22 protein-coding genes are annotated in these 25,960 nt (G+C 72.3%); 13 read left to right on the top strand and 9 right to left on the bottom strand.

All coding sequences use genetic code 11. The annotated features are described in order from the left end of the window. The first annotated feature begins 28 nt into the window (after nucleotides 1-28). The gene (locus WME90_RS02645; protein WP_437279469.1) at nucleotides 29-238 is read left to right on the top strand and encodes a hypothetical protein; all 210 of its coding nucleotides are present in this window, start codon (nucleotides 29-31) and stop codon (nucleotides 236-238) included. Nucleotides 239-484: 246 nt separating this feature from the next. Continuing rightward, nucleotides 485-850 (top strand): hypothetical protein, encoded by a 366-nt coding sequence (locus WME90_RS02640; RefSeq protein ID WP_437279468.1) that lies wholly within the window; start codon nucleotides 485-487, stop codon nucleotides 848-850. Nucleotides 851-987: 137 nt separating this feature from the next. Here WME90_RS02640 and WME90_RS02635 read toward each other — a convergent pair whose 3' ends face one another. After that, complete coding sequence (locus tag WME90_RS02635; RefSeq protein ID WP_437279467.1) at nucleotides 988-2,382, bottom strand: styrene monooxygenase/indole monooxygenase family protein; 1,395 nt, start codon at nucleotides 2,380-2,382, stop codon at nucleotides 988-990. A 436-nt stretch (nucleotides 2,383-2,818) separates the two neighbouring features. Between WME90_RS02635 and WME90_RS02630 the strand changes: the two genes are divergently transcribed. From WME90_RS02630 to pyrE, 4 genes are read left to right on the top strand one after another with little or no spacing between them, the layout of a single operon-like run. Continuing rightward, nucleotides 2,819-3,247 carry a bactofilin family protein gene (locus WME90_RS02630; protein ID WP_437279466.1) on the top strand — a complete coding sequence of 143 codons (429 nt, stop codon included), beginning with the start codon at nucleotides 2,819-2,821 and terminating at the stop codon, nucleotides 3,245-3,247. A gap of 54 nt (nucleotides 3,248-3,301) precedes the next feature. Then, the gene (locus WME90_RS02625) at nucleotides 3,302-3,616 is read left to right on the top strand and encodes a bactofilin family protein (RefSeq protein ID WP_272097558.1); all 315 of its coding nucleotides are present in this window, start codon (nucleotides 3,302-3,304) and stop codon (nucleotides 3,614-3,616) included. Between the two features lie 3 nt (nucleotides 3,617-3,619). Beyond that, on the top strand, nucleotides 3,620-4,327 hold the full coding sequence (locus WME90_RS02620) for a bactofilin family protein (RefSeq protein WP_437279465.1): 708 nt from the start codon (nucleotides 3,620-3,622) through the stop codon (nucleotides 4,325-4,327). Further along, nucleotides 4,324-4,902 carry an orotate phosphoribosyltransferase gene (gene pyrE / locus WME90_RS02615; protein ID WP_437279464.1) on the top strand — a complete coding sequence of 193 codons (579 nt, stop codon included), beginning with the start codon at nucleotides 4,324-4,326 and terminating at the stop codon, nucleotides 4,900-4,902. Before WME90_RS02620 ends, pyrE begins: the two co-directional genes overlap by 4 nt. Nucleotides 4,903-4,960: 58 nt before the next feature. Here the strand turns inward: pyrE and glyQ are convergent, their stop codons facing one another. Beyond that, nucleotides 4,961-5,908: a glycine--tRNA ligase subunit alpha gene (gene glyQ, locus WME90_RS02610; protein WP_437279463.1), complete on the bottom strand. Its 948-nt coding sequence runs from the start codon at nucleotides 5,906-5,908 to the stop codon at nucleotides 4,961-4,963. Between the two features lie 252 nt (nucleotides 5,909-6,160). Here glyQ and WME90_RS02605 point away from each other — a divergent pair, with 252 nt between their 5' ends. Both WME90_RS02605 and WME90_RS02600 read left to right on the top strand, forming a co-directional pair. Continuing rightward, entirely contained in the window at nucleotides 6,161-6,724 is a 564-nt protein-coding gene (locus tag WME90_RS02605; RefSeq protein ID WP_437279462.1) for a MarR family winged helix-turn-helix transcriptional regulator, read from the top strand. 61 nt (nucleotides 6,725-6,785) lie between these two features. Next, on the top strand, nucleotides 6,786-8,612 hold the full coding sequence (locus tag WME90_RS02600; protein ID WP_437279461.1) for a chloride channel protein: 1,827 nt from the start codon (nucleotides 6,786-6,788) through the stop codon (nucleotides 8,610-8,612). Here the strand turns inward: WME90_RS02600 and WME90_RS02595 are convergent. Further along, the gene (locus WME90_RS02595) at nucleotides 8,609-9,823 is read right to left on the bottom strand and encodes a pyridoxal-phosphate-dependent aminotransferase family protein (RefSeq protein WP_437279460.1); all 1,215 of its coding nucleotides are present in this window, start codon (nucleotides 9,821-9,823) and stop codon (nucleotides 8,609-8,611) included. The genes WME90_RS02600 and WME90_RS02595 overlap by 4 nt on opposite strands. A gap of 439 nt (nucleotides 9,824-10,262) precedes the next feature. Then, nucleotides 10,263-10,520: a GlsB/YeaQ/YmgE family stress response membrane protein gene (locus WME90_RS02590; RefSeq protein WP_437279459.1), complete on the bottom strand. Its 258-nt coding sequence runs from the start codon at nucleotides 10,518-10,520 to the stop codon at nucleotides 10,263-10,265. A gap of 433 nt (nucleotides 10,521-10,953) precedes the next feature. On the opposite strand from WME90_RS02590, the gene WME90_RS02585 reads away from it, so the two are divergent. Then, nucleotides 10,954-11,253 carry a CsbD family protein gene (locus tag WME90_RS02585; protein WP_437279458.1) on the top strand — a complete coding sequence of 100 codons (300 nt, stop codon included), beginning with the start codon at nucleotides 10,954-10,956 and terminating at the stop codon, nucleotides 11,251-11,253. A gap of 72 nt (nucleotides 11,254-11,325) precedes the next feature. Here the strand turns inward: WME90_RS02585 and WME90_RS02580 are convergent, their stop codons facing one another. After that, complete coding sequence (locus WME90_RS02580) at nucleotides 11,326-12,693, bottom strand: sigma 54-interacting transcriptional regulator (protein WP_437279457.1); 1,368 nt, start codon at nucleotides 12,691-12,693, stop codon at nucleotides 11,326-11,328. A gap of 342 nt (nucleotides 12,694-13,035) precedes the next feature. Between WME90_RS02580 and WME90_RS02575 the strand changes: the two genes are divergently transcribed. The 3 genes from WME90_RS02575 to WME90_RS02565 are packed head-to-tail and all read left to right on the top strand — an operon-like array spanning nucleotide 13,036 to nucleotide 16,270. Then, nucleotides 13,036-14,421, top strand: a complete 1,386-nt coding sequence (locus WME90_RS02575) for a cystathionine beta-synthase (RefSeq protein WP_437279456.1) — start codon at nucleotides 13,036-13,038, stop codon at nucleotides 14,419-14,421. A 34-nt stretch (nucleotides 14,422-14,455) separates the two neighbouring features. Continuing rightward, the gene (locus WME90_RS02570) at nucleotides 14,456-14,725 is read left to right on the top strand and encodes an acyl carrier protein (protein ID WP_272097548.1); all 270 of its coding nucleotides are present in this window, start codon (nucleotides 14,456-14,458) and stop codon (nucleotides 14,723-14,725) included. A 9-nt stretch (nucleotides 14,726-14,734) separates the two neighbouring features. Next, nucleotides 14,735-16,270: an AMP-binding protein gene (locus tag WME90_RS02565; RefSeq protein WP_437279455.1), complete on the top strand. Its 1,536-nt coding sequence runs from the start codon at nucleotides 14,735-14,737 to the stop codon at nucleotides 16,268-16,270. 204 nt (nucleotides 16,271-16,474) lie between these two features. Here WME90_RS02565 and WME90_RS02560 read toward each other — a convergent pair whose 3' ends face one another. From WME90_RS02560 to WME90_RS02545, 4 genes are all read right to left on the bottom strand, one after another. Beyond that, on the bottom strand, nucleotides 16,475-16,960 hold the full coding sequence (locus tag WME90_RS02560; protein WP_437279454.1) for a carboxymuconolactone decarboxylase family protein: 486 nt from the start codon (nucleotides 16,958-16,960) through the stop codon (nucleotides 16,475-16,477). Nucleotides 16,961-17,158: 198 nt separating this feature from the next. After that, nucleotides 17,159-18,628: a PLP-dependent aminotransferase family protein gene (locus WME90_RS02555; protein ID WP_437283550.1), complete on the bottom strand. Its 1,470-nt coding sequence runs from the start codon at nucleotides 18,626-18,628 to the stop codon at nucleotides 17,159-17,161. A 142-nt stretch (nucleotides 18,629-18,770) separates the two neighbouring features. Continuing rightward, the gene (locus WME90_RS02550; RefSeq protein ID WP_437279453.1) at nucleotides 18,771-19,937 is read right to left on the bottom strand and encodes a hypothetical protein; all 1,167 of its coding nucleotides are present in this window, start codon (nucleotides 19,935-19,937) and stop codon (nucleotides 18,771-18,773) included. 325 nt (nucleotides 19,938-20,262) lie between these two features. Continuing rightward, nucleotides 20,263-20,790, bottom strand: coding sequence for a hypothetical protein (locus WME90_RS02545; RefSeq protein ID WP_437279452.1), 528 nt, complete (start codon nucleotides 20,788-20,790; stop codon nucleotides 20,263-20,265). A gap of 700 nt (nucleotides 20,791-21,490) precedes the next feature. On the opposite strand from WME90_RS02545, the gene WME90_RS02540 reads away from it, so the two are divergent. Continuing rightward, nucleotides 21,491-25,444 (top strand): serine/threonine-protein kinase, encoded by a 3,954-nt coding sequence (locus WME90_RS02540; protein WP_437279451.1) that lies wholly within the window; start codon nucleotides 21,491-21,493, stop codon nucleotides 25,442-25,444. Nucleotides 25,445-25,960: the final 516 nt, after the last annotated feature.

The following is a 25,960-nucleotide window of genomic DNA, read 5'->3' as shown; positions in this document are numbered from 1 at the left end:
TAAGGGCGACAGGATCGATCGATTCCACATGGGCCAGGAGAGCGACCCAGCAAACTCGCTCAACAACAAGCTCAACCGGGTGATATGGAAATTCCTTGCCGACCATGCAGGCCACGCGATTCGCGTAATCGTCGAGGGCGACGCCGATTTTGATAGCATCGGAGACTATCAAGAGATTGGCGGCGACGAGATTATGAGCATCTCAATTGATGACTATTTAAGCGGCTGGACCGGGTGAGGAGAGCATGTACGCGGCCTGCGATTCGCCGACCAGCGACGGCTCCACACCCCCGCCATGCCAAAGAAGTCGCTACTCCTGCACCAGCTTATACGGACGCGCGAGGCGCGCGGACGGCGTACGCGCACGACGCAATGGGCCGGCCCGTGTCGCGGACCGACGCGCTGGGGCGGACCACGCGCGTGGCGTACCACTCAAAGCTCGAACAGGACTGACACGAATCAACAACCGAGCCCCAGGCGCACCATGTCGTATTTTTACTCGGTCCGTGGCTGGCTGGAAGCATCACCCAGCGACTTCCCGAAGATTGTATCCACCATCACCGCTCTTCGCGAGCGGTGGCAGAGCCACGACAAAGAGCGGCTCTACATGAAGGGCTGGTGCTGGAGCGATGAGCCCATCAACTGGACACGGTATCTGTTCTATGGCGCAGATGTCACAGAGGAAGGCCTGACATTGCTCTGCGACACGATCCATGAGCTTGCACTCCTGAAGGTCGAAATTTCAGGACATTTCCACGCGCGAGGGGAAGACGGGGAGAACATCATCATTTACAAGGTCGACAATGACGTGTTGACCGAGGAAAGAGTGTCAGCTCGGGGCTCAGCTTGAGAGAGGCGAGCGCTCCACGATTCAGACGAGATCCTTGTTGCAGAGCGCGGGGCGCAGGTCCGGGCCGATCCGTTCGACGCGATCCCGCTTCGGCTGGAGCTGCGTCGAGAGGGTGGGTGAAGGCGCTCCGCGAGCCGCTACGCGAGCGCTCCGCCGGCGTGCACCGGCGCCTCCGGGTGCCCCGGCGGGAGCCCGAAGCGCTGACGCACCTGCGCGATGCCGACGCCCACGCCCCCTGCCGCGAGCGCGAGCGGCCAGGGCTTCCCGGTCGTCTGCCGGATGAAGGCGCGCACCCGCCCGACGTCCTCGAGGACCGCCGTCAGCCGCGCCGGATCGTTGAAGTTGTTCACGAACGCATCGGCGAGCGCCTGCTGCCCGCTCGGGTTGTCCGCCCGCCCGTCGCTGCCGTACTGCGCCATGAGGAGGTGGGCCATCGATGGCGTCACCCCGGCGAGCAGGATGTTGTTGAACCTGTCGGTGGGCCCGCCGTGCCGCGCGTAGAAGCGATCGAAGGTGCGCGTCATCCATTCGGCGTCGAACGGGCGCTCGCCGTGCTGCACGATGCACTCGACCAGGTTGCGCGCCATCTTGTTGCCGCTGTTGGCGCCCTGGCCGCCGATCGGATCGATCGACATCGCCGTGTCGCCCAGCGGCGTCACGATCCGGCCGGAGGGCAGCCGTCCGACGGGCTTGCGCACCGCGGGGACGACCCGCCCGTTCTGCCATCCGTGTTTGTCCGACAGCTCCGCGCCCCTGAACCACTCGTAGTCCCAGGGGATGAGCTCCTTCACCAGCCCCTTCGCGATCGCGATGATCTCCTCTCCCGACCTCGCGCCCTGGAACCTGTCGAGCGGCCCTCCGGGCACCGCCTCGACGAGACAGTTCCAGCTCGGTCCCACGTCCTTGTGGTGGTAGGGCACCCAGAACGCCTCGCCGATGCCCGCGAACAGGTTGAACTTGACCGGGAGCATCGGGATGCCGTCGAACCCGAGCTTCGGGCCGGTCACGCACATCATGACGACGTTGCGCTGCGCCTCCGTGTGGACGCTTCGCGCCGCGTCGCGCTCGAACAGGCTGCACAGATCGCCGCGTCCAGCAGCGACGACGGTGAGGTCGTTCTCGGCCGCGATCGCGTCGAGCCGCGCGATCGTGACGGGCTCGATCGCGATCTTGCCGCCCCGCCGCTCGAGCTCGAGCATCCACCGGTGGCTCTGGAGCCGGAGATCGATCGCAAAGAACGGCTGCTCCAGGCGGCCCGCGAGCGTCAGCAGGCGGTTGCCCGGGGCGGCGCACGCGGTCAGCTGGGCGCCCTCTCCCCGGGGCGCGGCGTCCTCCCAGAAGGCCAGGCCGAGCTCGCGCTCGAACGCGAGCGCCACGTCGAACCGTGCGGCCGTGCCGGTCGGCTTCGATTCGTTGAGCCACTGCTCGGGCGTGCGATCCGAGTAGAGCGTCACCTCGTAGCCCGCCTTCACCAGGGCGTGCGCCGCGAGCAGGCCGGCCTGTCCAGACCCCACGATAGCTATCTTCCGCATAAGGAACCCCCGGGTTGGTTTGGTCTGCGCTCGCCACGCGGGCGACGCGCGCCGAGCCATCCGAGTCGGTTCGCCGCCAGGGCCACAGCAGGCGCTCGACCAAGGAAAGCCCAGTCAAGAGAGACCGTATCACCCGAGCCAGCCCCGCAGGAAGCGCCCGTCACGCGCGCTCCAGTGTCGCGTGCCGCGCCTCGATCTCCGTTCCCGTCCGTTCCCGTTCCCCTCGCGCCGCGCTTCCCCCCGAGGGCTCCCCCGCAGTCACGCCATGGCGCGCGCGCCACCGAGGCCGCCCGCCGGTTGCGAGGCGCAGCCGCTTGGAGTAGCGTCCGCGCCGCCGCGGCGCCGGGCGTTCCAGTTCGCCCAGCTCCAGCGGACGAGCCGGGCGTCTGGTGCGCGCCCCGGCTCGCGCGGCTCCCCCCGCGCACAGGAGACGAGAATGGCCCGAGGCTCGACAACCACGCGCAGCGAATCGGACGCTGCCGAATCGCTCATCGGACGGGGCGCTCGCATCCGCGGGCGCGTCCACGGCGACGGCTCGCTCCGGGTCGAGGGGAGCGTCGAGGGGAACATCCAGCTGGCTGGCGACCTTGAGATCGAGGACGGGGCGACGGTCACCGGGGACGTCGAGGCGAGCTCGCTCGTCGTCTCCGGCCAGCTCACGGGGGACGTGGTGTCGCGCGGCCCCGTCACGATCCGGGCGACGGCCCAGTACGCCGGAAACGTGGGCGGCAGCGAGGTGATCCTCGAGGAAGGCGCGGCGTTCGCCGGCCGGATCGAGGCGGAGTTCGACCTCCCGGCCGAGCTCTCGGAGCGGGCGACCGGCGGTCGCGGGCATGCCCCCCGGCGTGAACCGGCGGGGCGGTAGCGCGCGTTGACGGACGAAGAATCGCGCCGCGAGGGCGCGGCGAGGAGCACGAACGTGGCGGGTACGATCATCGGAAACGGGCTCACGATCGAGGGCGAGATCACCTCCGACGAGGAGGTGATCGTCGCCGGGACGGTGCGCGGAAAGCTCACCGTCGAGGGGCCTCTCACCATCGACGCAGGGGCGCTGGTCGAAGCGGACATCGGGGCGGCGTCGCTCCAGGTGGGCGGCAACGTGACCGGCAACGTCACGGCGGCCGATCGCGTCGATCTCCTCGCTGGCGGTCGCCTCGTCGGCGACGTGAAGGCGTCGCGGCTGACCATCGCGGACGGAGCCTCGTTCAAGGGCAACGTCGACATGGACGTGTAGCCGATGGCCGCCCAGTCCACGATCGGGCCGACAACGGCCATCCGCGGCAACGTGCAGGGCGACGGGGATCTCGAGATCCTCGGGCGCATCGAGGGGAGCGTCGTCATGACCGGCGACGTGACCATCGGCGAGGGCGCGCTCATCCAGAGCGACGTGCGCGGGCGGCGCGTGGTCGTCCGCGGCGCCGTCGCCGGGAACGTCTCCGGCGACGAGGCCGTGATCCTCGAGCCCGGCGCGCGCGTCGTCGGCGACCTCGGCGCGCCGCAGATCGGCATTCACGCCGGCGCGCTTGTGCGCGGCAACGTCACCACCGGCGCGCCGCTCGCCGCGGCCCCCGCCCCCGCCCCGGCGCGGGCCGCCGCCGCTGCCCCGGCGCCGCGCGCCGCGGCGGCTCGGCCGGCGCGCGCGCCCGCGGAGCAGCGCGCGCCTGCGCCGCCTGCCCGGCCTGCGCCGCGCGCTGCGCCTGTCGCCGCGCGCCCCGCGCCGGCGGCGCGCCCCGCCCCGGTCGTCGAGGCGAGGCCCGCCCCTGCGCCCGAGCCGCGCGTCGCGCTGGCTCACGAAGACGAGGAGGCCGACCTGGCGGCCTCGGCCGCCGGCGAGGGCGACGAGCCCGAGGCGGCCGAGAGCGCCGGCGGACCGCCGCCGCCCGTGGTCCCCGCGCTCCGGAAGGGGGCCGCGAAGGCCTCGCTGCGCAAGCGGGGCGGCCGGTGAGCGCCGCCGGCGCCTCGGAGCGCGAGCGGCTCGTCGCGCTGCTGCGCGAGCGCTCCTTCGAGAAGAAGCGCGTCGTCCTCGCGTCCGGCCGCGAGAGCGACTTCTTCATCGACTGCAAGCAGTCGGTGCTCACCGCCGAGGGGCACGCCCTCGTCGGCTCGCTGATGTTCGAGGCGCTCGACGCGCTCCCGCGGTGCGAGGCCGTCGCCGGCGTCGAGCTCGGGGGGTGCCCCCTCGCGAGCGCGGTGTCGCTCACGAGCTTCCTCCGCGGCCGCCCCCTCCCCGCGCTCTACGTGCGCAAGGAGGTCAAGGACCACGGCTCGCGGCGCCTCGTCGAGGGCGATCGCGGCCTCGCGCCCGGGATGCCCGTCGCGATCCTCGAGGACGTGATCACGACCGGCGGCTCGACGCTGAAGGCGGTCGAGAAGCTGCGCGCCGCGGGCGCCTCGGTGGTCGGCGTGGTCGCCCTTGTCGACCGCCTCGAGGGCGGCGCGGAGGCGATCCGCGGGGCGGGGCTGCCGCTCGTCGCGCTCTGCTCCCGCCGCGACTTCCTCCCGGACAGCCCGCCCGGCTGAGCCTCAGCAGTCCGACCGAGGCGGTGGCGCGCTGCCCGCCGCCTCGGCCTCTAGCGCCTCACTCCGCCGCCTTCGCCTGCGGCTCGCCGAGGAGCGGGTAGCCGAGCGCCTCGCGCTGCGCGACGTACGTCTCGGCGACCGACCGCGCGAGCGCGCGGACCCTGCCGATGAAGCGCTGCCGCTCCGTGACGCTGATCGCGCCGCGCGCGTCGAGGACGTTGAAGCGGTGGGCCGCCTTCACGACGAAATCGTAGGCCGGGAGCACCAGCGCCTTCTTCGGATCGATCGCCGCCCCCTTCGCCGCCGGATCCGCGCCCCGGTAGAGCAGCCGCTTCACCTCGGCCTCGCACACGTCGAACGCCGCGAAGTGCTCGGCGATGTCGGCCTCCTCGAAGTTGTAGGTCGACCACTCCCACTCGGCGCGCTGGTAGATGTCCCCGTAGCGCACGATCTTCCCGCCGCGGTCCGAGTAGACGACGTCGTAGATGCTGTCCTTGTCCTGCAGGTACATCGCGATCCGCTCGAGCCCGTAGGTGAGCTCGCCGGACACGGGGCGGCAGTCGATCCCGCCGATCTGCTGGAAGTAGGTGAACTGCGAGATCTCGAGCCCGTCGATCCACACCTGCCAGCCGAGCCCCCACGCCCCGAGCGTCGGCGACTCCCAGTCGTCCTCGAGGAACCGGACGTCGTGATCGAGCGGGTTCGTGCCGATCGCCCGCAGCGACTCCAGGTAGAGGTCCTGGATGTCGATCGGGCTCGGCTTGAGGATCACCTGGAACTGGTGAAACTGCTGCATCCGGTTCGGGTTCTCCCCGTAACGACCGTCCGCGGGCCGCCGGGAAGGCTCGACGAAGGCCACATTCCAGGGCTCGGGGCCGAGCGCGCGCAGGAACGTCGCCGGGTTGAAGGTGCCGGCGCCGACCTCCGAGTTGTACGGCTGCACGATGAGGCAGCCCCGATCGGCCCAGAACTTCTGCAGGGTGAGAATGAGGTCTTGGAAGGTCATGGGAGGGCCGGTTCTTAGCCTGGATCGCCCGCGCAGGCGACGCCCCGCGACGCATCGCCCGCACGGTCCGCCCGGCGCGCCCCCGCCGGGCCCGCGCGCCGCACACCGAACGCCACACCCAAAGCCCCACCGCCGCCCACCGCCGCCCGCGTCCACCCCGTCGCGGACGGCCCTCTGTCCGCCCCTGCCCCCTCGAGGGCCGCAGATCGCTTGCGTGCGACCGGCGCGCGGCCTAGGTTCCCACACGATTATATGGGAGCCCATGTATTATCGGCCGCCCGGCGGAAGAGCGCCGCGCGGCTCGCGCACGGCGGACCGGACGCGCAGCGGGTCATGGACGCGATCCGCGCGATCGTGCAGCGGCTGCGCGTCTCATCGCGCGCGTGCGAGCGGCAGCTCGGCCTGAGCAGCGCGCAGCTCTTCGTGCTGCAGCAGCTCGATCAGGCCGCCGCCTCCTCGATCGCCGAGCTCGCGCAGCGCACGCTGACCCACCAGAGCTCGGTGTCGGTCGTGGTGGCGCGCCTCGCCGAGCGAGGGCTGGTCACCCGGCGCCCCTCGCCTGAGGACGCGCGCCGGACCGAGATCTCGCTCACCCCTTCCGGCCGCGCGCTGCTCCGCCGCGCGCCCCGCACCGCGCAGGCCGAGCTCGTCGCCGCCATCGACCGCCTGCCCCCCGACGAGCGCCTGGGGCTCGCGCAGAGCCTCACCACCCTCGCCCGGGCGCTCGGCGCCGGCGACGAGGCCCCACCCCTGTTCTTCGAAGGCGAGGAGTCCCTCGCCGGATCCGATCCGCGAGATCGCGAGGAGAAGACCTGACGTGTCCAAATCGAACGCCCCACCGTTACCAGTTACCGAGAGCATCCCCGTCGCCCCCTCGATGAGCCCGACCCTCGACGATCTCCGCGTCCCACCGCCCAGCGCCGCGGTCGACCGGCGGGTCGTCCTCGTCAGCGGCCTCGCGATCGCGCTCGGCGGCGTGGCCTTCCTCGCCGCGGAGCTGCTCACCACGCTCATCGCCGCCATCACGAACCTCGCGTTCTTCGGCCGGCTGTCGACCGCCCCCGCGTCGCCTGCCGATCACCAGCTGGGCCTCCTCGTCCTCGTCGTGCCGATCGTCGGCGCGCTCATCGTCGGCGTGATGGCGCGCTACGGGTCCCAGGCGATCCGCGGCCACGGCATCCCGGAGGCCATGGAGCAGGTGCTGTTCAACCAGAGCCGCATCCCGCCGCGGATGACGCTGCTCAAGCCGCTCTCCGCGGCGATCGCCATCGGCACCGGCGGGCCGTTCGGCGCGGAGGGCCCCATCATCGCGACCGGCGGCGCGTTCGGCTCGCTGGTCGGGCAGCTGCTCCGGATCACCGCGGACGAGCGCAAGACGCTGCTCGCCGCGGGCGCTGCGGCGGGCATGTCGGCGACCTTCGGCAGCCCGGTGGCGGCCGTGCTGCTCGCGATCGAGCTCCTCCTCTTCGAGTACCGCCCGCGCTCCGTGATCCCCGTCGCCCTCGCCGCGACCACGGCGACCGCGGCGCGGCTGGCCGCGGGCCACACCGCGCCCGCGTTCGAGATGCCCACCGTGGCGCCCCCGACGGGCTCCGCGCTCGCCTTCTACATCGTGCTCGGCGCGGTCCTCGGCCTCGCGGCGATGGGCGCGACCCGCGCGATCTACGCGATCGAGGAGGCGTTCGAGCGCCTGCCCCTCCACTGGATGTGGTGGCCGGCCATCGGCGCCGTCGCGATCGGCGTCGTGGGCTACTTCGCGCCGCGGACGCTCGGCGTCGGGTACAGCAACATCGACGACATCCTGAGCGGCCGCCTGGCGCTCGCCGCGCTCGTGTCGCTCGCGCTGATGAAGTTCATCTCCTGGTCGATCGCGCTCGGTAGCGGCACCTCCGGCGGGACGCTCGCGCCGCTCTTCACCGTCGGCGGCGCGCTCGGCGCGATCCTTGGCCTGGCCGCGAGCGCGCTCCTCCCCGAGCTCGGCGTGGACGCGCGCGTCGCCGGGCTCGTCGGGATGGCGGCGATCTTCGCGGGCGCGTCCCGGGCGCTCCTCGCGTCCGTCGTCTTCGCGTTCGAGACGACCCGGCAGCCGATGGGGCTGCTGCCGCTGCTCGGCGGCTGCAGCGCGGCCTTCCTCATCTCCAGCCTGCTGATGCGGCACTCCATCATGACGGAGAAGATCGCCCGCCGCGGCGCGCGCGTGCCGGCCGAGTACGCGGCCGATCACCTGGCGCAGATCACCGCGGGTGAAGCCGCCTCGCGCCCCGTCGTGACGCTCGCCGCCGACGACACCGTCGAGGCGGCCCGCGCCTTTCTGCTGTCGCAGGGGAAGGGCTCCCGCCACCAGGGCTTCCCGGTCGTGGACGCCCGCGGTGAGCTCATCGGCGTGGTCACCCAGCGCGACGTGCTCACCGAGCAGGCCGGTACCATCCCGATCCGCCACCTGGTCCGGCGGCCGCCCGCCGTGGTGTTCGAGGACAGCTCCCTGCGCGAAGCCGCCGATCACATGGTCAGCGAGGGCGTAGGCAGGCTCCCGGTCGTGTCCAGGCAGGCTCCCCGCAAGGTGCTCGGCATCCTGACGCGCAGCGACCTGCTCGACGCGCACCGGAGCCGGATCGACGCCGGCAAGCGCCGCGAGCAAGCCCTCGCCGCGGCGAAGCGGCGCGGAGCTCCGGCCATCCCTGCCCCCGCCGCCGAGCGGGGCTAATCCACGAAGTAATCGCGGTCGCCCGCCAGCCCCTGCTCGAGCGCGGCCATGCCCTTCGCGACGTCGAGCTTCACGCCCTCGCGCTGGAAGCTCATGCCCATGGCGTAGAGCGTCTTGAACAGGTTGTGCGAGCGGCACTGCTCGCCCATCTGGCCCACACGCACGATGTTGAGGCCGAAGGCGCCCGAGATCTCGACGCGGAACGCCTTGGTCATGTACTCGCGGATCCGAGCGCTATCGACGCCGGTCGGCAGCTTGATGGCGAGCACGCTGTTGAGGCGCACGTCCTTCGACGCGAACAGCTCGAGCCCCATCGCCTCGAGGCCCGCCTGCATGGCGAGAGAGCTCATCTCATGGCGACGGAACCGCCGCTCGAGCGTCTCCTCGCAGACGAGGCGCAGCGCCTCGTGCAGCGCGAGCACGCCGGGCACCGGCGCCGTGTAGTGGTACTGCTGATAGCCCCAGAACCGCTGCGCGCGCGTGGCGTCGTAGCACCAGTGCGGGCGCGGCAAGGGGCGGTCCTCGACGACCTTCCACGCGTCCTGCGAGAACGCGCAGGCCGAGACGCCAGGGATCGACGACAGCGCCTTCTGCCCGCCGACGACGCCGACGTCGATGCCCCACTCGTCCATGTGCACCGGCATGGCCGTGAGCGTGACGACCGCGTCGACGATCGTGAGGGCGCCTTGCGTCTTCGCGAGCTTGCAGATCTCCGGCAGCTCCACCATGCGGACGCCGCAGGACGTCTCGCCGTGCGCCATCGTGACCACGTCGTAGCGCTGCTTCTTCAGCGCCTCCCGCACGTCGGCGAGCGTCACGGGCCGCCCGGGCGGCCCCTCCAGGAAGGTGACGTCGGCGCCCACGCCGAGCGCCATCTCGCCGAGGCGCCCGCTGAACGTCCCCACCTTCAGGCAAAGGACCTTGCGCCCGGGCCAGCACAGGTTCGCCACGGCCATCTCCATCGCCGCGGACGCGGGCCCGGCGATGCCGAGGATCTTGTCGCTGCGCGTCTGGAACGCATAGGCCGCCATGTACTTCACGTTCTGGATGACGCGGTCCATGGTGGGGCCGAGGTGATTGATGATGACCCCGTTCGCCTGAGCCACCGCCTGCGGAATGGGCACCGGACCGGCGCCCATGAGCAGCAGCGGCTCGGACGGCAGGATCGCGGCGAGGGGCGTGATCGGCGGGGGCAGGATCGAGAACGACATGGCCAGGACCTTGGGCAAAAGCGCGGAGCCCGCTAGCAAGCCCAAAGCCTCCTGCGGCGTCAAGCGTTACCCGGCGGGCGGGCGCCACGCTGGCCGAAACAGGCGCGCTCTGCTCGTCGGATCCCGGTTCCGCTCCGCTTCGCCGGTCCTGCCGGTTCCGCGCTACGGGCCGCAGGTGGCCCTGCTCGTCGTACGAGCCCCGGGGGGCGGGCCATGCGACGAGCAGGGCCCCTCCGGCCTGCCGAACAGAAGCGGAGCGCGCCACGCCGCCTTGACCGAGAGCGGCCTCACCGGCCGCGGCGCCTCATCCGCGCCTCCTGCGCTCGGTCCAAGGTGATCCCGGACGTTACAGATCGCGGCAGCGGATCGAGAGCTCCCTCATGCCGCGCGCTGGGCCGAGCGCGGGCGTGGCGCCTCAAGCGAGGATCGTTCGGCCCGTTCATACCACCGAGCGGCGCCGTGCGATCGCCTGATAGCCGGCGGTCAGCAGGATGGCGCCGATGAGGGACATGAAGAAGCCAGCCGGCTCACCCTCTCGGTACATGAAGAGCATGCGGCCGAGCAGCCCGCCGACGAAGGAGCCGACGACACCGATGATCATCGAGACGACCCACCCGCCCGGCTCACGTCCAGGGACGATGAGACGCGCCAGAGCACCGACGACGAGGCCAAACAGGAGAAAGAGAATGAACGACATGGTGAACCTCCCAGAGAGGAGCGAAGCGCTCCTCGTTGCTATGCAGGCTGTTCAGCAAGCGCCGCGCCATGCCGTGGAGTCCCGGTTCTCCACAGACACCCAGGCGAGCTGAGCGCCGGGGACCGAGCGCTGTCGTCTCTGTACCCCTCGCGAAATCCGACCGCAGCGCGGCGCGTGCTCAGGAGAAGCGCGGGCGGCCCGCTCGGATCGTGGGACTGCTTGCTTGGCGGGAGCGTGGCGTATTGCCTCAGGCGAGCTGAGAAGCAGAGCGCGGGCGAGGTAGCCTGCCCCAATCCCCCTTGCGCGTCCTTGAAAAGACCGTTCGCGCCGCGATGGCGCACCGGTTGCAACGTCCAGAGGTCGCCAATGCAAGGTCAACGGCGAAGGCGCGCCGCAGAGACGCTCTGCGGACGCCCGCCACGAGGAGGGTGCAATGAGCAACGCAAGCGATCGCAATGAAGGGGCCGCCGAAGAGCTCGGCGGCAAGATCAAGAAGGGTCTCGGCCAGCTGCTCGGCGACGAGCAGATGGAAGCGGAGGGCCGCGCCAAGGAGCTCCGTGGAAAGGTTCAAAAGGAGGACGCCAAGGCGGAGGAGCGCGCGAAGGGCGCGCTCGAGGAGGCCGCCGGCGCGCTCAAGAACCGTGTCGGCAAGCTGGTCGACAACGAGCAGATGGCCGCTGAAGGGAAGGCCAAGGAGCTCAAGGGCGAGAACCGGCAGAAAGCCAATCAGTGATCAGCAAGGGGGGCGCCCTCTCGGGCGCCCCGGCGGGCTCGGCCGTCTCGGGCGCCCCGGCGTGCGCGGCCTTCACGCCTCCGTCGCCGAGACGCCGTGCCGCTGAAGGAGCTCTCGCAGGTGGCTGCGGTCCATCCGCGCCGCGCGGGCGGCGCGCGAGAGATTGCCGCCGTTCGCGCGCACGAGCGCCGTGAGGAACGTCCGCTCCCAGCGCGCCACCGCGCGCTCCTTCGCCTCGCGGAACGACAGGTTGAGCTCGTCGTCCCGGGGCGCCGGGAGCGCCGGAGAGCTGTCTTCCAGTCCCTCTCCGCCCATCACGGCCTCGCGGAACAGCGCGGGATCGATCATCAGCACCGCGCGCTCCACCGCGCCGCGGAGCTCGCGGACGTTGCCCGGCCAGTCCTGGCGCATGAAGGACTCGAGCAGCTCGCCCGGCGGGCTCGGGTCCTGCCCCTGCGCGAGCTGCCGGTAGAAGTGCGCGGTGAGCAGCGCGATGTCGTCGGGGCGCTCGCGCAGCGCGGGGACGCGGAGGCGGACGATGTTCAGCCGGTAGTAGAGATCCGACCGGAAGTTCCCGCGGTTCACCTCCTGGCGGAGATCGCGGTTTGTCGTCGCGATGACCCGGATATCGAGCTTCGTGGGCTCGATCGTGCCGATGCGCCGGATCTGCCGCTCCTCGAGCACGCGCAGGAGCTTCGGCTGCATATCGAGCGGGAGCTCGCCCATCTCGTCGAGGAGCACGGTGCCGCCCCGCGCCGCCTCGAACGCGCCGGCGCGCGCCGCCTGCGCGCCCGTGAACGCCCCCTTCGCGTGCCCGAAGAGCTCGGCCTCGATCAGCGTCGGCGGGATGGATCCGCAGTCGATCACGACGAACGGCCCCCCGGCGCGCGGGCTGCTCTCGTGGATCGCCTCGGCGAGGAGGCCCTTGCCCGTGCCCGTCTCGCCCTCGATCAGCACCGTCGAGTCCGACGCGGCGATCCGCGGCAGCGCCCCGAAGATTCGGCGCATCACGGCGCTCTGCCCGAGCACCCGGCCGTACCGCTCCTCGTCGCCGAGCGGCTCGCGGATCTCTTCGGCCAGCGGCTCGAAGCGGAGCGTGGACTGCCCGACCCCGAGCGAGGCGCCCGGCTGGAGATAGGCCCCCTCGACGCGGAAGCCGGAGACGGTCGTGCCGTTCTTGCTGCCGAGATCGCGGAGCAAGAAGCCCCGCGGGGTGACGGTGATCACGCAATGGTGCCGCGACACCGCCCGGTCGGTCAGGATGAGCTGGTTGCCGGGCGCCGTGCCGATCACGAACTCCGTCGCGTCCGACGTCTGGGACGCCCCGGCGTCCGGGCCGGCGGTCACCTGCACCCGGAAGCGGCTGAACGCGATCTCCTTGGAGCGGACCTTGAGGAGCGCCGTCTCGGCGCTCGGGTGGACCTTCGGCTCGGACGCCATCTTCACACTCTACCACAGGGAGCGCGGCGCTAGATCGCCCGCGGGGTCGCTCGCCCCGGAGCGCCCGCGGCGCGGCGTGGCCCGGGCTTCGGCGCCGCGCGCCGGAGGCTCGCCGCGGGAGAGCGCTGGCTCGCCACCATCAGGGCATTCGAGCTCGCAACGACGATCCGTCGGATAGGATCGCAGGGACCATTGTAAACACCATTTCCGTTTTATTTCTTCTGACAGGCTGGCCGGCGGCCGAGCCCGGCAATCATGGGAGGCGAGCACGCTGCGCGACGCGCCGTCGCGCCCGCGTGCTCCCCTTGTCGCTGTGGCGCGCGGCGGCTAAGAGGTCTCCTTATGATGCGAGGCGCGCGCAGCGATATCACGAAGGCCGTCGGCGACACGCCGATCGTCAAGCTGAACCGGGTCACGGAGGGGCTCGCGAGCGACATCTATGTGAAGTGCGAGTACCTGAACCCGGGCGGCAGCCACAAGGATCGGGTCGCGCTGAACATGATCCGCGACGCCGAGGCGAACGGGCTCAGGCCCGGCGGGACGATCGTCGAGGCGACCAGCGGCAATACCGGCGCCGCGCTCGCCATGGTCGCGGCCATTCGCGGATACAAGTGCGTCTTCGTCATGCCGGACAAGATGTCGCAGGAGAAGATCGCGACGCTGCGCGCCTATGGCGCCCGCGTCGTGGTCTGTCCGACCGCCGTCGAGCCCGACGACCCGCGCAGCTATTACCAGGTGGCGAAGCGCATCGCCGACGAGACGCCGAACTGCTTCTACGCGAACCAGTACCACAACCCGTCGAACCCCGAGGCCCACGTCCGGTCCACCGGCCCCGAGATCTGGGAGCAGTGCGGCGACGAGCTCGACGTCTTCGTCGCCGGCATGGGGACGGGGGGCACGCTGAGCGGCATTGGCAAGCTCCTCAAGCAGAAGAAGCCGGAAATCAAGATGGTCGGCGTCGACCCGGTCGGCTCGCTCTATTACGATTACGTGAAGACCCAGCGGATCACGAAGCCCTTCGCTTACAAGGTCGAGGGCATCGGCGAGGATTTCTTTCCGAGCACGATGAACCTCGAGATCATCGACGAGATCATCCGGGTCGACGACAAGGAGTGCTTCCTCATGACGCGGGACCTCGTGCGCCTGGAGGGCCTCTTCGTGGGCGGCTCCGCAGGCGCGGCGGTCGCCGGCGCGATCAAGTATGCGCGGCAGAGCGGGAAGAGGGAGAACATCCTCGTCCTCTTGCCCGACGGCGCGTCCAAGTACATCTCGAAGATCTTCAATGACGACTGGATGCGAGAGAACGGCTTCCTCGAGGAGGACAAGGGCCTCGGGACGGTGCGCGACCTGCTCGCCGTCAAGCCCAGCGGGGCGGTGGTCACCGCCGACGCGAACGCCCGGGTCCGCGAGGTCATCGACATGATGAAATCGCACGGGATAAGCCAGCTCCCGGTGACTCGGGACGGCAAGCTGCGCGGCATGGTCCACGAGATCGACCTGCTCCGGCACCTCGTGAGCGGGAGCGGCACGCTCGACTCGAGCATCGGCGGGCTCGTCGAGAGCGATTATGCGACCGTGACGCCCGCCACGAAGGTCGAGCTCCTGAAGGGCGTGCTGAGCGACGCGAAGATCGCGCTCGTCGTCGACAAGGAGACGGTGCTCGGCGTCGTGTCCAAGATCGACCTCATCGACTATCTTGCCCGCAAGGCGACGCCGGCGATCGGCTGAGCGCTCGGGCTTCGGCTGGAAAGGGACCACCGCGGTGACATACGACCTCGACACGGTGCGGCGCGCGCTGCACGACCATATCGCGAAGGAGATCCTGCTGCGCAAGGCGCCGCTCGCCCTGGACGAGGATCTCTTCGCGGGCGGGTCCGGCTTCGACTCCATGTCGCTGACGCGGGTGCTCGTGTTCATCGAGCAGCGCTTCGGCGTGAGGATCCCGGACGAGGAGGTCGATCTCGACGCGGTGTCGACCGTGGACAGCATGGCGCGCTTCGTCGCCGGCCGCATCGCGGCCGCGCAGGGCTAGCGGGGCCGCATGGTCGGCACGTTTCGCCTGCGCGCCGAGGACCTGGCCGCGCGCGGCGACGCCATCGCGCTCGCGTCGCGCGGCGCTGCGGTGACCTACGCCGAGCTCGCGGCGCGCGCGGCGGCCGTCGGCACAGCGCTCGGCGGGGCGGGCGTGCGCCCGGGGGACCGGGTGGCGCTGCTCTCGCTGGGCCGGGCGCACGACGAGCCGGTGGCGCTCGTCGGGGTGCTCACGGCCGGCGCCGTGGCGGTCCCGCTCGACGCAACCGCGCCGCCCGCGCGGCTCGGGCGGATCGCGCGGGCCCGGGGGTGCCGGGCGCTCGTGCTCGACGCCGCCGCCGAGGGCCTCGCGGACGGCATCGACGCCGAGCTCGGCGGGGGCCTGCCGCGCGTGGAGCTCGACGCCGAGGGGCGCACGCTGCGCGGGGCGGCGCGCGCCAACGCGGGCGGGGCCAGCGGCGACGGCGGGACCAGCGGCGACCGCGAGGCCAGCGGCGACGCCGGGGCCGGGGCGCACGACGTCGCGTGCATCCTGCACACCTCGGGCAGCACGGGCGAGCCGAAGCCGGTCCCCATCACGTGGGCCGGGCTCGATGCGTTCACCGCCTTCTGCATCGACCTCGTCGGGCTCACGCCGGCGGATCGGGTCCTCCGCGTGGCCGAGCTCGTCTTCGATCTCGCCTGGTTCGACCACCTCGCGACGTTCCGCGCGGGCGCGACGCTGGCGACGATGGCGCGGCGCGATCTCGCCTCGGGCCGCGCGCTCCGCGACGCGGTGAGCGCGCTCGCGCCGACGGTCATCTACGGCGTGCCGTCGATGTTCATGAAGCTCGTCGCGGCGCTCCCCGCGGCGGACGCGGGCGCGCCGGCGCCGGCCGGAGCGCTCTCGCCTCCCGTGCGCGCCATCCTCTTCGCCGGCGAGGTGTTCCCGCCGCGCGAGCTCGCGGCGCTCGCGGCGCGGGCGCCGGGCGCGGCGCTCTACAACCTCTACGGCCCGACCGAGACGAACGTCTGCACGTTCCACCAGGTCGACCGCGCCGCGCTCGACGGGGCGAGCGAGGTCCCGATCGGCGTCGCGTGCCCCTACGCCGCCTGCGCGCTGCTCGCCGAGGACGGGAGCGGCCGGGTCATCGAGGGCCCTGGCACGGGCGAGCTCGTGGTCTCGGGGCCGACGACCGTGGACGGCGGCCCGTACCGCACCCGCGACCGGGTGGAGCGCAAGGCCGACGGGCTCTTCTACTTCCGCGGCCGCATCGACCGGATGGTGAAGATCCGGGGCTACCGGGTCGAGCCGGGCGAGGTCGAGGCCGCGCTCGCGTCGCACCCCGCCGTGCGCCAGGCCGCCGTGATCGCCGTCGAGGACGCGCGCCTCGGCAAGACGCTGCGCGGCTTCGTCGCCCTCGCAGGGGACGCGGACGATCGCTCGCTCAGGCTGTACCTTGCGGAACGGCTGCCTCCGTACATGGTCCCCGAGAAGATCCTCGCAATGGATGAGCTGCCGCGGACCACGACAGGAAAGATCGATTACCGCGCGCTGCCCGGGTGAGCGAGCCTATCGATGGCGGCGAGGTGGCGTCGCCACCGTGCCCGTGCTCCGGGCGGCAAGGGTTTCACCCATCCATGCACGCCCCGGTCGCCATCAACCGATCGGCTTGATCATGAACCATTCATGGAACACGTGAGCGATATAGAACCGCTCGCCGGGTACACGATCGCACACGGCGAGGAGGCCTGCTGACAAGAACTCGCTTCAGCCAGGCTTCACCTTCCCGCGCGCGTGCGCCGCCTCCGGCTCGTGCGCCCCGGGCAGCTTCCGGAGCGCGATCGCCACCCGGTTCCATGCGTTGATCACCGCCACAACCCAGGTGAGATCGGTGAGCTCCCTCTCCGAGAAATGCGGCCGCACGGCCTCATAGACGCTATCGGGCACCTGCTCTTCCGCGACGAGGGTCACCGCCTCCGTCCACGCCAGCGCGGCCCGCTCGCGCTCCGTGTAATAAGGGGCTTCGCGCCACGCGCTGAGCCCGTAGAGCCGCTGCTCACCCTCCCCGGCGGCTCGCGCCTCCTTCCAGTGCATGTCGATGCAGAACGCGCAGCCGTTGATCTGCGAGGCGCGGAGCAGCACCAGGTGAGTCAGCCCCTTCTCCAGCGCGCTGCGCTTCACACAGGCGCTCAGCTCGAGCATCGCCCTGTACGGCTCGGGGGCGACGCTCGCGTAATCGATGCGTGATTGCATGCTCATCCTCCGTGACGGTCCCTGCCCGCGACGTCCACGCCGCGGGCCGCGGCGCCCCCTCTACCCGGCACGCGACCCCTCGACGAGGGCCACTTCGCGGCGATCCGGTGGATCCACCGCGCGCTCTGGGCGGAGCGCGCGGCGCCGGCCTCGGCCTGGATCGGCTGCCCGACATAGGCCGCCGTGCTCGCATCACGGCTAGCGCAACGCCGCCCTGAGCCGGCGCACGCCCTCGGCGATCTCGTCCTCCGGCACCGCGGCATAGCCGAGCAGCAGGGCTCCCCGTCCGGCGGAGCGCGCGCGAAGCTCGGACAGCGCGACGCACCGCACGCCGCTCGCCGCCGCGCGCTCGGCCGCAGCGCCGTCCGCGCGCCCGGCCGGCAGCCAGCCGAGGAGGTGCATGCCGGCGGGCGCCGGGCCGACCTCGAGCAGCCCTGACAGCTCTCGCTCCGCCGCCGCGACCAGCGCGGCCTGGCGCCGCTCGTACAGCACGCGCATGCGGCGCACGTGGCGCGCGAAGTGGCCCTCGGCCATATAATCGGCCAGGACCGCCTGCTCAAGCGAGGGCGACGACACGTCGGCCAGCGCCTTGGCCGCGACGAACGCGTCGACCAGCCCCTCCGGCACCACGAGGTAGCCGAGCCGCAGCGACGGCGAGAGCACCTTGCTGAACGTCCCCGCGTAGATCACCCGCGCGCCCGGCGACAGGCCCTGAAGGGCGGCGAGCGGCCGGCCCGCGTAGCGGAACTCGCTGTCGTAGTCGTCCTCGAAAACCCAACCGCCCGACGACCTCGCCCAGTCGAGGAGCGCGCGCCGGCGCTCGAAGCTCATCGTCACGCCCAGCGGGAACTGATGAGACGGCGTCACGACGGCGAGCCGCGCCGAGCTCGATCGCCGGACGGCCGCCGCCACGTCGAGCCCCTCCCCGTCCACCGGGACCGGCACCGGCGTCGCCCCGGCCGCGATCAGGGCGCTGCGCGCCGCAGTGTAGCCCGGATCCTCGACCCAGACCGGATCGCCGGGATCGAGCAGCACCTCGGCAGCGAGCGAGATCGCCTGCTGGGCGCCGCTGACCACGATGACCTCGTCCGGCGTGCACCGCACGCCCCTCGCGGTGACGAGGTAGTCGGTGATCGCCCGGCGCAGCGGCGCGTACCCCTGCGGCTCGCAGCGCGGCAGGAGCGCCTGCCACGAGCGGTCCCAGCGCCGGCTCATCAGCCGGCCCCAGGCGGCGGCAGGGAAGGCGTCGAACGCGGGCACGCCCACCTGGAACGCCCAGCCGGCAGGACGGTGCGGCGCGGCGGCGCGCCGGAACGGCGACGCCGCGCCCGCCACGAGCGCGCCGCGCCGCGAGAGGGAAGCGCCGTCCAGCGAGGGCGCTGGCTGCGGCTCGGAGCTCGGCCGGGCGAGCAGGACGCGCTCCGGCGGCGCGTCGGCGACGTACGTCCCGGAGCCGATCCGGCCGCGCAGGTACCCCTCCGAGAGGAGCTGCGCGTACGCGCCGAGCACCGTGTTGCGCGACAGGCTGAGGTGGGCCGCGAGCGCCCGGGTCGAAGGCAGCTTGCTCCCGGACCGCAGCCGCCCGGCAACGATCGCCCCGCGCACCGCCTCGTAGACCTGCCGGTGGAGCGGGGCGCCCGACGCCGGATCGAGCACCACGGCCGCCACCGCGCCCGCGGGCGGAGAGGTCCGCCGCGGCCGCTTCGTCGAGGTCTTCCGCGTCAACGACGCGCTCTCCGACGCCGCGGAGGAGGGTCGGGGGAGGGCTCGCCGGGCGGCCCACGCCGCCCGCCCCTCCCGCCGGGGCGCGTCAGCGCGTCCCCACCTTCGCGCCCGCGCTCGCGTGCGCCGACGCCGACGCCTTGAAGCTCGGCTTGGGGATCGAGATCTTCGGCGCCTTGATCTGCACGTTCACGCTCGGCGGCGTCACGCGGATGCTCGGCGCCTTGACGTTGACGTTCGCCTTCGCGTTGGCCTTTGCCGCGGCGCCGGCCCCCGCGTGCACGTGGACCTTCGGGTCGATGTCGGCCTTCGCCTTGAGGTCGGCGTGCGCGAGCGCGTGGACGTGCGCGTCCCAGTCGGTCTTCACGCGCACCTTCACGCGCGGGGCGCGCGCGTGGACGGCGAACGCCACCCCGGGCCGATAGCCGCACAGGCCCACGGCCACGCGGCCCGCCTTCCGCACCGCGACGGTCAGCTTCAGCGGATCGGCGGCGAGCGCGAGCTTGCCGGTCAGGTACGCGCCCGCGGTCACCCCCGCGGCGGCGGTCGCGTCCACCGCAGCGGTCGCTGCCGCCGGGGCGAGGACGACCACCTGCGGGGCCTCGGCCACCACGCCGAGCGTGATCTTGCGCTCGTCGATGTCGATGGGCTTCAGGTCGGCGTCGAGCACGTAGACGCGGACCTCGCCGGTCACCTCGTCGACCAGGAGCTCCAGGCGGTCGTCGCCCACGATCTCGATGCGCCCGCCGTGCGGGCCGAGCTTTCCCTCCGGGAGCCCGAGCTCCGCCGACGCCTTGGCGTTGGCGTAGAGATCGGCCGTGCCGCCGGCCGGGACGTGCAGCGTTCCATTCCACGGCTTCCCGGCGACGTTGAGCGTGTAGCCGATCTCGGTGAGGTCCGCCTCGAGCTTGGGGCCGGCGGCGACCAGGAGGCCCGTCTTCGCGTCGAGCGTGAGCGGCACCGTCTTCTCCCCGGACGCGTCCTTCCATTGCAGCGTGCCGCTGACGTCCTCGCGGATCGGCTTGCCATCCGGACCCGTGACCGCGGCCTTGACGTTCCCGTCGGCGGCGACGTTGAAGGCGGCCTTGCCGCTCTCGTGCTCCTCGACGTAGGCGCCTTCGCCGATCGCCGACTCGGCGGTGGCGGTCACCTCGACCGTCGCGTTCGCCTCCGCCGGCTGCTCGCCCTTGCCGCAAGCAGCCGCGGCGGCGAACAGCAGCAGGGCGAGCACTCCGGAACCATTGGTGATCTTCATGAAATCCTCCTCTGTGCAAGCGAACCCTCGGCGCGAGCCGCGACTTCGCTTGAGCCGAGACGCCGAGGCTTGAACCTCCCCGGGCGAGCCGGCTCCGGAGCCCATCATACGCCGAGATGGGCTGGAAGGCGCAAACGAGCACGAATATCGGTGCGAATCAAAAGATCCAGGGAAACAGGGGTAGGACAAGGGAGCTCACGGCCGCTGAGGGGCCGTGTCGTGCCTACCGGCGATTCGTTCAGGCGGCAAGCCGTGCGTCCGCGTTGAGCGCGATGTTCGATGATCGATTGCCGATCACCGGCGGCGCCGAGCCGCGGCGCCGCGTTCAGGGGCTCGCAGCGTCCTCGGCTCCGCCCTCATCCGCCGCCAGGATCCGCGGGCACTTGCGCGCCACCGCGTCGCACTCCGGAGGAGCCGCCTCGAGCGAGCTGAGCGCAGAGTCGCACGTGAGCGCCCGGACCCGCTGCGTCTGGGCGAGCAGGCAGACCTCGTACTCGGCCACCGTGGCGGCGCAGCCGGCGCGGTGCTCGGTCGGAGGCATGCAATCCGCCGCGTGCTCCGGCTCCGAGGCCGGCTCGTCAGCCGCGGAGACGCACTCGTCCTTCAGCGTGCCGCACGGCTGCCCCAGGGTGGAGGACGCGACGAGGCCCATGTATTCACAGGCGTCTTCCTTGGTGAGCTTCAACCTCGCCGCGAGCGAATCGCAGGCGGATTGGACATCATCGGCCGTCAGATCCCTGAGCTGCTTCGAGCTCACGGCGCTGTCCGTCGGGGCGGAATCTGCACCTTCGCCGCCGCACGCGGCGAGGGACAGGACGGTGAACAAGGCCCCGAGATGAGTCGAATGCTTCATTCGTGGTTCCCTTTCTAAGTGCGATCGCCAGCGCGACCGCGGGCGCACCGTGGAGCAAACCGTGTACCGCGAGCTCAGCTGTGCACGATTGGACCGCACGGCGGGACCGAAGCTCGGTGAGACGGGACAACGACATCGGAGATGTCGGATCCACCAAGCGAGGAAAGCAGACGATCCCCGGCGGTCCGCGCGTCCCGAGAGACCGAGACGTCCTCGCCCGAGCGCCGCGCGGGGAAGATCGTGTCGATATCGCGTCTCGACACGCACCGAGGACCGTGGCGGCGGAGAGCCTCTCCGCGGAGTCCCGGGTTCACCGTGTCTCGCGTCCTGCCACCGCCGCGCGGCGCGGGCCCGCCGGCGCTCCCTCCGTGCACGGGCGGCGCGTGCACGGAGCCGCGGCGCCGCGCTCCCGGACGCGCGGCGGCGCGGCTCCGCCCCGGGACGAGCACCGACATCCACGCTCGCGCCGCGACGCTCGCGCCGCGTCGTGTGTAGTCGCCTGTCGGTGCGCCGGCTCCGTCGCTCGGCGTTCGTGCGATGAGCGGTCCTCGACAGACCTGTTGTACGCTCGGCCGCGCCGTGACATCATCGCGCGCCGTCGGGTGGATGTACTCAGTTCCAGCGGCGATGTCGGGAAACCGCCTTTGACCTACCACCTGGGGAGAATCCAGGCTCAGGCCAGGGATGCGTCGGTCACCCGATGATCACGACGCCGAGCTCGGGAAAGGCCAGGCACCCTCCGGACGTCCCGGTGTCCATCGGGCCGTGGCGGGTGCTCGCGCCGCTCGGCCGCGGCGGGATGGGGGTCGTCTACCGCGCTCAGCACGGCACCACCGGCGCGCTCGCGGCGCTGAAGACCGTCTGCGTGGGCGACGAGAGCCTCGTCTCGAGCATCCGCCGCGAGATCCACGCGCTCCGGGGCGTCGAGCACCCGGGCGTCGTGCGGGTCCTCGACGAAGGGATCCAGGGCGGGATCCCGTGGTACGCGATGGAGCTGATCGAGGGGCGCACGCTCCGGGATCACAACCAGGAGCGCTGGCGGGCCCGCGCGAACGTGAACAGCGAGCCGACCGTGAGCGTCTCCACGGCCCTGAACGCGCAGGCCAGCACCGCGACGGCGGAGATCGCGCCCGCCTCCGTCATCCCGCGCTCGTACCAGCCGTTCGCTCCGCGTCCGTTCCACCGCGCGGCGGGCGGCGCGCTCCACCAGGCGCTGACGCTCCTCCGCGCGATCTGCCGGCCGCTCGCGTACGTCCACGGCCGCGGCCTCGTCCACCGCGACCTCAAGCCGGACAACGTGTTCATCCGCCCGGACGGGACGCCGGTGCTCTTCGACTTCGGCCTCGCCTTCCAGTTCGAGGGGCACACCGGGCGCGACGTGCTCCAGGCCGGCGGCAGGCTGATGGGCAGCCCCGACTACATGTCCCCCGAGCAGATCCGCGGCGATCTCGTCGACGCGCGCGCGGACCTCTACGCGCTCGGCTGCATGATCTACGAGGCCGTGACCGGCGGCGTCCCGTTCCTCGGCGACTCGAGCTCCGTCGTGCTGTCGATGCACCTCTATGCCGAGCCGCTCCCGGCCTCCGAGCTCGTCGCCGACGTACCTCCCGCGCTCGACGCCCTCATCGCGCGGCTCCTGAAGAAGCGCCCCGAGGACCGGCTCGGCTACGCCGACGACGTCGCGACCGCCCTCGCAGAGCTCGGCGCGGCCGACACGCAGCCGCGCGACAGGAGCGGCGCGGGGGGCGCGCGCGTGCCGAACGCGCAGCCGTACCTGTACCGGCCGCGCCTCGCCGGGCGCGGAGAGGCGCTGAAGCAGATCACCGAGGCGCTCGAGCGCGCCCACGAGCGGCGCCAGGGCAGCCTCGTCGTCGTCGGCGGCGAGAGCGGCGTCGGCAAGACGCGCCTCGCGGTCGAGGCGGCGCACCAGGCGGCGCTCATCCGCATGGCCGTGGTCACGGGCGCCTGCGCGGCCGTGTCCGCCGAGGGCGAGCGCGAGGGCGCGGTCAAGGCCGCGCCGCTGCACCCGTTCCGCCCGCTCCTGCTCGCGGTGGCCGACCTGTGCAACGAGATCGGCCCCGGGGGCTACGACGCGCTGCTCGGCCCGCGCGGCAGGGTCCTCGCGCCGCACGAGCCGTCGCTCGCCCAGCTCCGCGGCCACGACCGCTACCCCGAGCCCCCCGAGCTGCCGCCGGACGCGGCCCGCTACCGGCTGCGGACCGCGCTCGCCGACACGCTCGCCGCGTTCGCCGCGACGCGGCCCGTCTTGCTCGTGCTCGACGACCTCCAGTGGGCCGACGAGAACTCGCGCGCCGTCCTCGAGCACCTCGACGCCGACTACTTCGCGGCCCACCCCGTGGTCCTCCTGTGCGCGTACCGGACCGAGGAGACGTCGCCCGCGCTCTCCTCGCTCGTCAGCGCGCCATGGGCCTCGCGGCTCGAGCTCGGGCGGCTCGATCGCGGCTCGGTCGGGCGGATGGTGCGCGACATGCTCGCCCTGGACGAGCCGCCCGAGGCGTTCGTGCAGTACCTGTTCGAGCAGTCCGAAGGGAACCCGTTCTTCATCGCCGAGTACCTCCGGGCCGCGATCCAGGAGCGGATGATCTACCGGGACGAGGCCTACGCGTGGCGGATCCGCGCGGGCGCCGAGGGCGCCGCCGCGGAGAGGCTCGCCCGCGCCGCGCGCGGGAGCCAGCCACCCGCGCCGCTGCCGCTGCCGGGCTCGCTGCGCGAGCTCGTGGCGCGCCGGCTGTCGGGGCTGAGCCGGGAGGCGCTCGCGCTCGCGCGGCTCGCCTCGGTGCTCGGCCGCGAGCTCGAGGAGCGCCTGCTCCTCGGCGCCGCCGGCCTCGCCGAGGTCGAGGCGATGGACGCGCTCGCCGAGCTCGCCCGTCGCCACGTGCTCGAAGAGACCGAGCCGGGGCGCCTCGGCTTCGTGCACGACAAGCTGCGCGAGATCGTCTACGCGGGCACCCCCGAGCCGGAGCGCCGGGCGCTGCACGCCGCCGCGGCGCGCGCGATCGAGCGGCGCCACCGCGACGCGCCGGGCTTCGCGCTGTCGTACCCGCTCCTCGCCCACCATTATGGAATCGCCGGCGTCGTCCGAAAGACGCTCGAGTACCTCGACAAGGCGGGCGCCCAGGCCCTGGCGACGGGCGCCTCCGGCGACGCCGTGGACTTCTACAAGAGGGCGCTTGACCTCGACGGCGCGCAGCCCCCGGAGAGGCGCGCGCCGCCGCTCCGGCGCGCGCGCTGGGAGCGGCGGCTCGGGCAGGCCCACTACAACCTCGGCGATCTGCTCGGCGCGGAGCGGCACTGCGCGGCGGCGCTCGAGCTGCTCTCCCGGGGCGAGGCCGCGTGGCTCCACGCGGGGGAGCGCGCGGCGGGCCCTCGCGCGCGCCTCGGGGAGCGGCTCCGCCCGGTGACCGCCTCGCTGAAGCAGCTCGGCCTGCAGCTCGCGCACGTCGCCGGCCTGCCGATCCCGGTCGCGAGCGACGCGGCCGAGCGCGAGCGCCTCGCCGAGGCGTCGCTCGCGGCGGAGAAGCTGTCGGAGACGTACCTGTTCCGCAACGAGCCGACGCTCGCCTTCCTGGCCGCGCTGGCGGCGACGAACGCCGCGGCGCGGCTCGGCCCGTCGCTCGCGCTCGTGCGCGGGTACGCGACCCTGAGCGTGGCGTTCGGGTACGTCCGGTGGAAGGCCGTCGTCGACGCGTACGCCGCGCGCGCGACGGCGGCGGCCGCGGCGCTCGACGATCCGCAGGGCGTCGCGTTCGTCTCGTGCCTGCGCGGGCTGACGGCGCTCGGCGAGGGCCGGTGCCGCGACGCGCGCGCGCTGCTCACCCAGGCCGAGCGGCTGGCCGAGGCGCTGCACGACCGCCGCCGCAAGGAGGAGTGCATCACGCTGCTCGCCGGCGTGGCGTACTCCGAGGGCCGCTGGAGGGAGGCGCTCGACCTGTACGGCGCGCTCGCGATCGCGTCGCGCGAGAGCGACAACGCGCAGGGCCACATCTGGGCGGAGAGCGGCCGCGCGCAGTGCCGGCTGCTGCTCGGCGACGGCGAGGGCGCGATCGCCATCTTCGACGCGCTGTCGGCCGAGGTGCAGCGGCTCGGCGACCGCACGCAGCAGATCACGCACGGCCAGGTCGCGCTGGGGCACCTGCTCCGCGGCGCCCTCGGCGAGGCGCGCGCCGCCGCCGAGCGGACGCTCCGCATGATCCGCGAGGGCCAGCCGGCGGGCTATCACTGCCTCTACGGCTACGCGGCGACGTGCGAGGTGCTGCTCGCGCTGCTCGAGGGCGCCCGTGGCCCGACGGAGCGGCGCGCGCTCTCGGGGCCCTCCGCGGAGGCGTGCCGAGCGCTCGGCCGGTTCGCGCGCACCTTCCCCCTCGGCCGCTCGACCTCGCTCCGTCTGCGCGGCCTCGCCGCGTGGCTCACCGGCGCCCGCGCGCGCGCGAGGCGCCTCTGGGCCGCGGCGATCGACGACGCCCTGCAGCGCGGCCTGCCCGTCGAGGAGGCGCGCGCCCGCTTCGAGCTCGCGCGGCACCTCTCACGCCGCGATCCGGAGCGCGAGCGCCACGTCGCGCGCGCCGCCGCGATCTTCTCGGCGCTCGATCTCCAGCACTGGCGCGACCGAGTGGCCCGGCTGCGCGAGCGCTAGGGACTCGCGCTCCGCACGAAGAGCACAAAAAAAAGAGCGCCCATTCGACGGCGGGGGGGGAAGCCGTCACGGGCGCTCTGTCCTGCAGCTTTAGCAGGATGCGGGCCAAGGCCCGGCCTTGCTTGATTCAAGGAGTTACCCTTAAGGATGCTCCTGACGCCTTTCGAACATGAGATGCTCGCTTGCAGTTCTGGCAGCCTGGCCGCCCGCCCGCATCCCTGGCGATCCCGCTCGACAGGCTCTCCCGCGGTGATGATTCGCAGATCGAGATCGCTGTAGGGGCCGGCGTCGCCCCGCGCATCGCTCTCAAACACGATGAATGCGCGGGCACGCGGCTCGATCCGGCGAAGCTCGGAGAGGAAAGATGCGATGTCCGCGTCCGGATGGAACACAGGCGTCCTCGCATGTGAGCGCCCGTCGCATGCTCGGCGGGGTGTGCGCCGCAGGAAGCGCTCGGGCTGCCGTAGCGGCGGGTGAGATCCGCCCGGAGCATCTCACCCGTGCACCAGCGGCGCA

The organism is Sorangium sp. So ce375, from assembly GCF_051473855.1.
Classification (GTDB): Bacteria; Myxococcota_A; Polyangia; order Polyangiales; family Polyangiaceae; genus Sorangium.
The sequence above is the reverse complement of the archived record's forward strand: the minus strand, read 5'-3'. Positions and strand labels throughout refer to the sequence as shown.

Excerpts from the sequence above, each read along its gene's own strand:
- WME90_RS02645 (WP_437279469.1), top strand. The coding sequence starts at position 29 with ATGGGCCAGGAGAGCGACCCAGCAAACTCGCTCAACAACAAGCTCAAC.
- WME90_RS02620 (WP_437279465.1), top strand. The coding sequence starts at position 3,620 with ATGGCCGCCCAGTCCACGATCGGGCCGACAACGGCCATCCGCGGCAAC.
- WME90_RS02575 (WP_437279456.1), top strand. The coding sequence starts at position 13,036 with ATGATGCGAGGCGCGCGCAGCGATATCACGAAGGCCGTCGGCGACACG.
- WME90_RS02585 (WP_437279458.1), top strand. The coding sequence starts at position 10,954 with ATGAGCAACGCAAGCGATCGCAATGAAGGGGCCGCCGAAGAGCTCGGC.
- WME90_RS02590 (WP_437279459.1), bottom strand. The coding sequence starts at position 10,520 with ATGTCGTTCATTCTCTTTCTCCTGTTTGGCCTCGTCGTCGGTGCTCTG.
- WME90_RS02560 (WP_437279454.1), bottom strand. The coding sequence starts at position 16,960 with ATGCAATCACGCATCGATTACGCGAGCGTCGCCCCCGAGCCGTACAGG.
- WME90_RS02580 (WP_437279457.1), bottom strand. The coding sequence starts at position 12,693 with ATGGCGTCCGAGCCGAAGGTCCACCCGAGCGCCGAGACGGCGCTCCTC.
- WME90_RS02605 (WP_437279462.1), top strand. The coding sequence starts at position 6,161 with ATGGGAGCCCATGTATTATCGGCCGCCCGGCGGAAGAGCGCCGCGCGG.
- WME90_RS02545 (WP_437279452.1), bottom strand. The coding sequence starts at position 20,790 with ATGAAGCATTCGACTCATCTCGGGGCCTTGTTCACCGTCCTGTCCCTC.
- WME90_RS02630 (WP_437279466.1), top strand. The coding sequence starts at position 2,819 with ATGGCCCGAGGCTCGACAACCACGCGCAGCGAATCGGACGCTGCCGAA.
- WME90_RS02595 (WP_437279460.1), bottom strand. The coding sequence starts at position 9,823 with ATGTCGTTCTCGATCCTGCCCCCGCCGATCACGCCCCTCGCCGCGATC.
- WME90_RS02540 (WP_437279451.1), top strand. The coding sequence starts at position 21,491 with ATGATCACGACGCCGAGCTCGGGAAAGGCCAGGCACCCTCCGGACGTC.
- WME90_RS02640 (WP_437279468.1), top strand. The coding sequence starts at position 485 with ATGTCGTATTTTTACTCGGTCCGTGGCTGGCTGGAAGCATCACCCAGC.
- WME90_RS02600 (WP_437279461.1), top strand. The coding sequence starts at position 6,786 with ATGAGCCCGACCCTCGACGATCTCCGCGTCCCACCGCCCAGCGCCGCG.
- glyQ (WP_437279463.1), bottom strand. The coding sequence starts at position 5,908 with ATGACCTTCCAAGACCTCATTCTCACCCTGCAGAAGTTCTGGGCCGAT.
- WME90_RS02550 (WP_437279453.1), bottom strand. The coding sequence starts at position 19,937 with ATGAAGATCACCAATGGTTCCGGAGTGCTCGCCCTGCTGCTGTTCGCC.
- WME90_RS02635 (WP_437279467.1), bottom strand. The coding sequence starts at position 2,382 with ATGCGGAAGATAGCTATCGTGGGGTCTGGACAGGCCGGCCTGCTCGCG.
- WME90_RS02565 (WP_437279455.1), top strand. The coding sequence starts at position 14,735 with ATGGTCGGCACGTTTCGCCTGCGCGCCGAGGACCTGGCCGCGCGCGGC.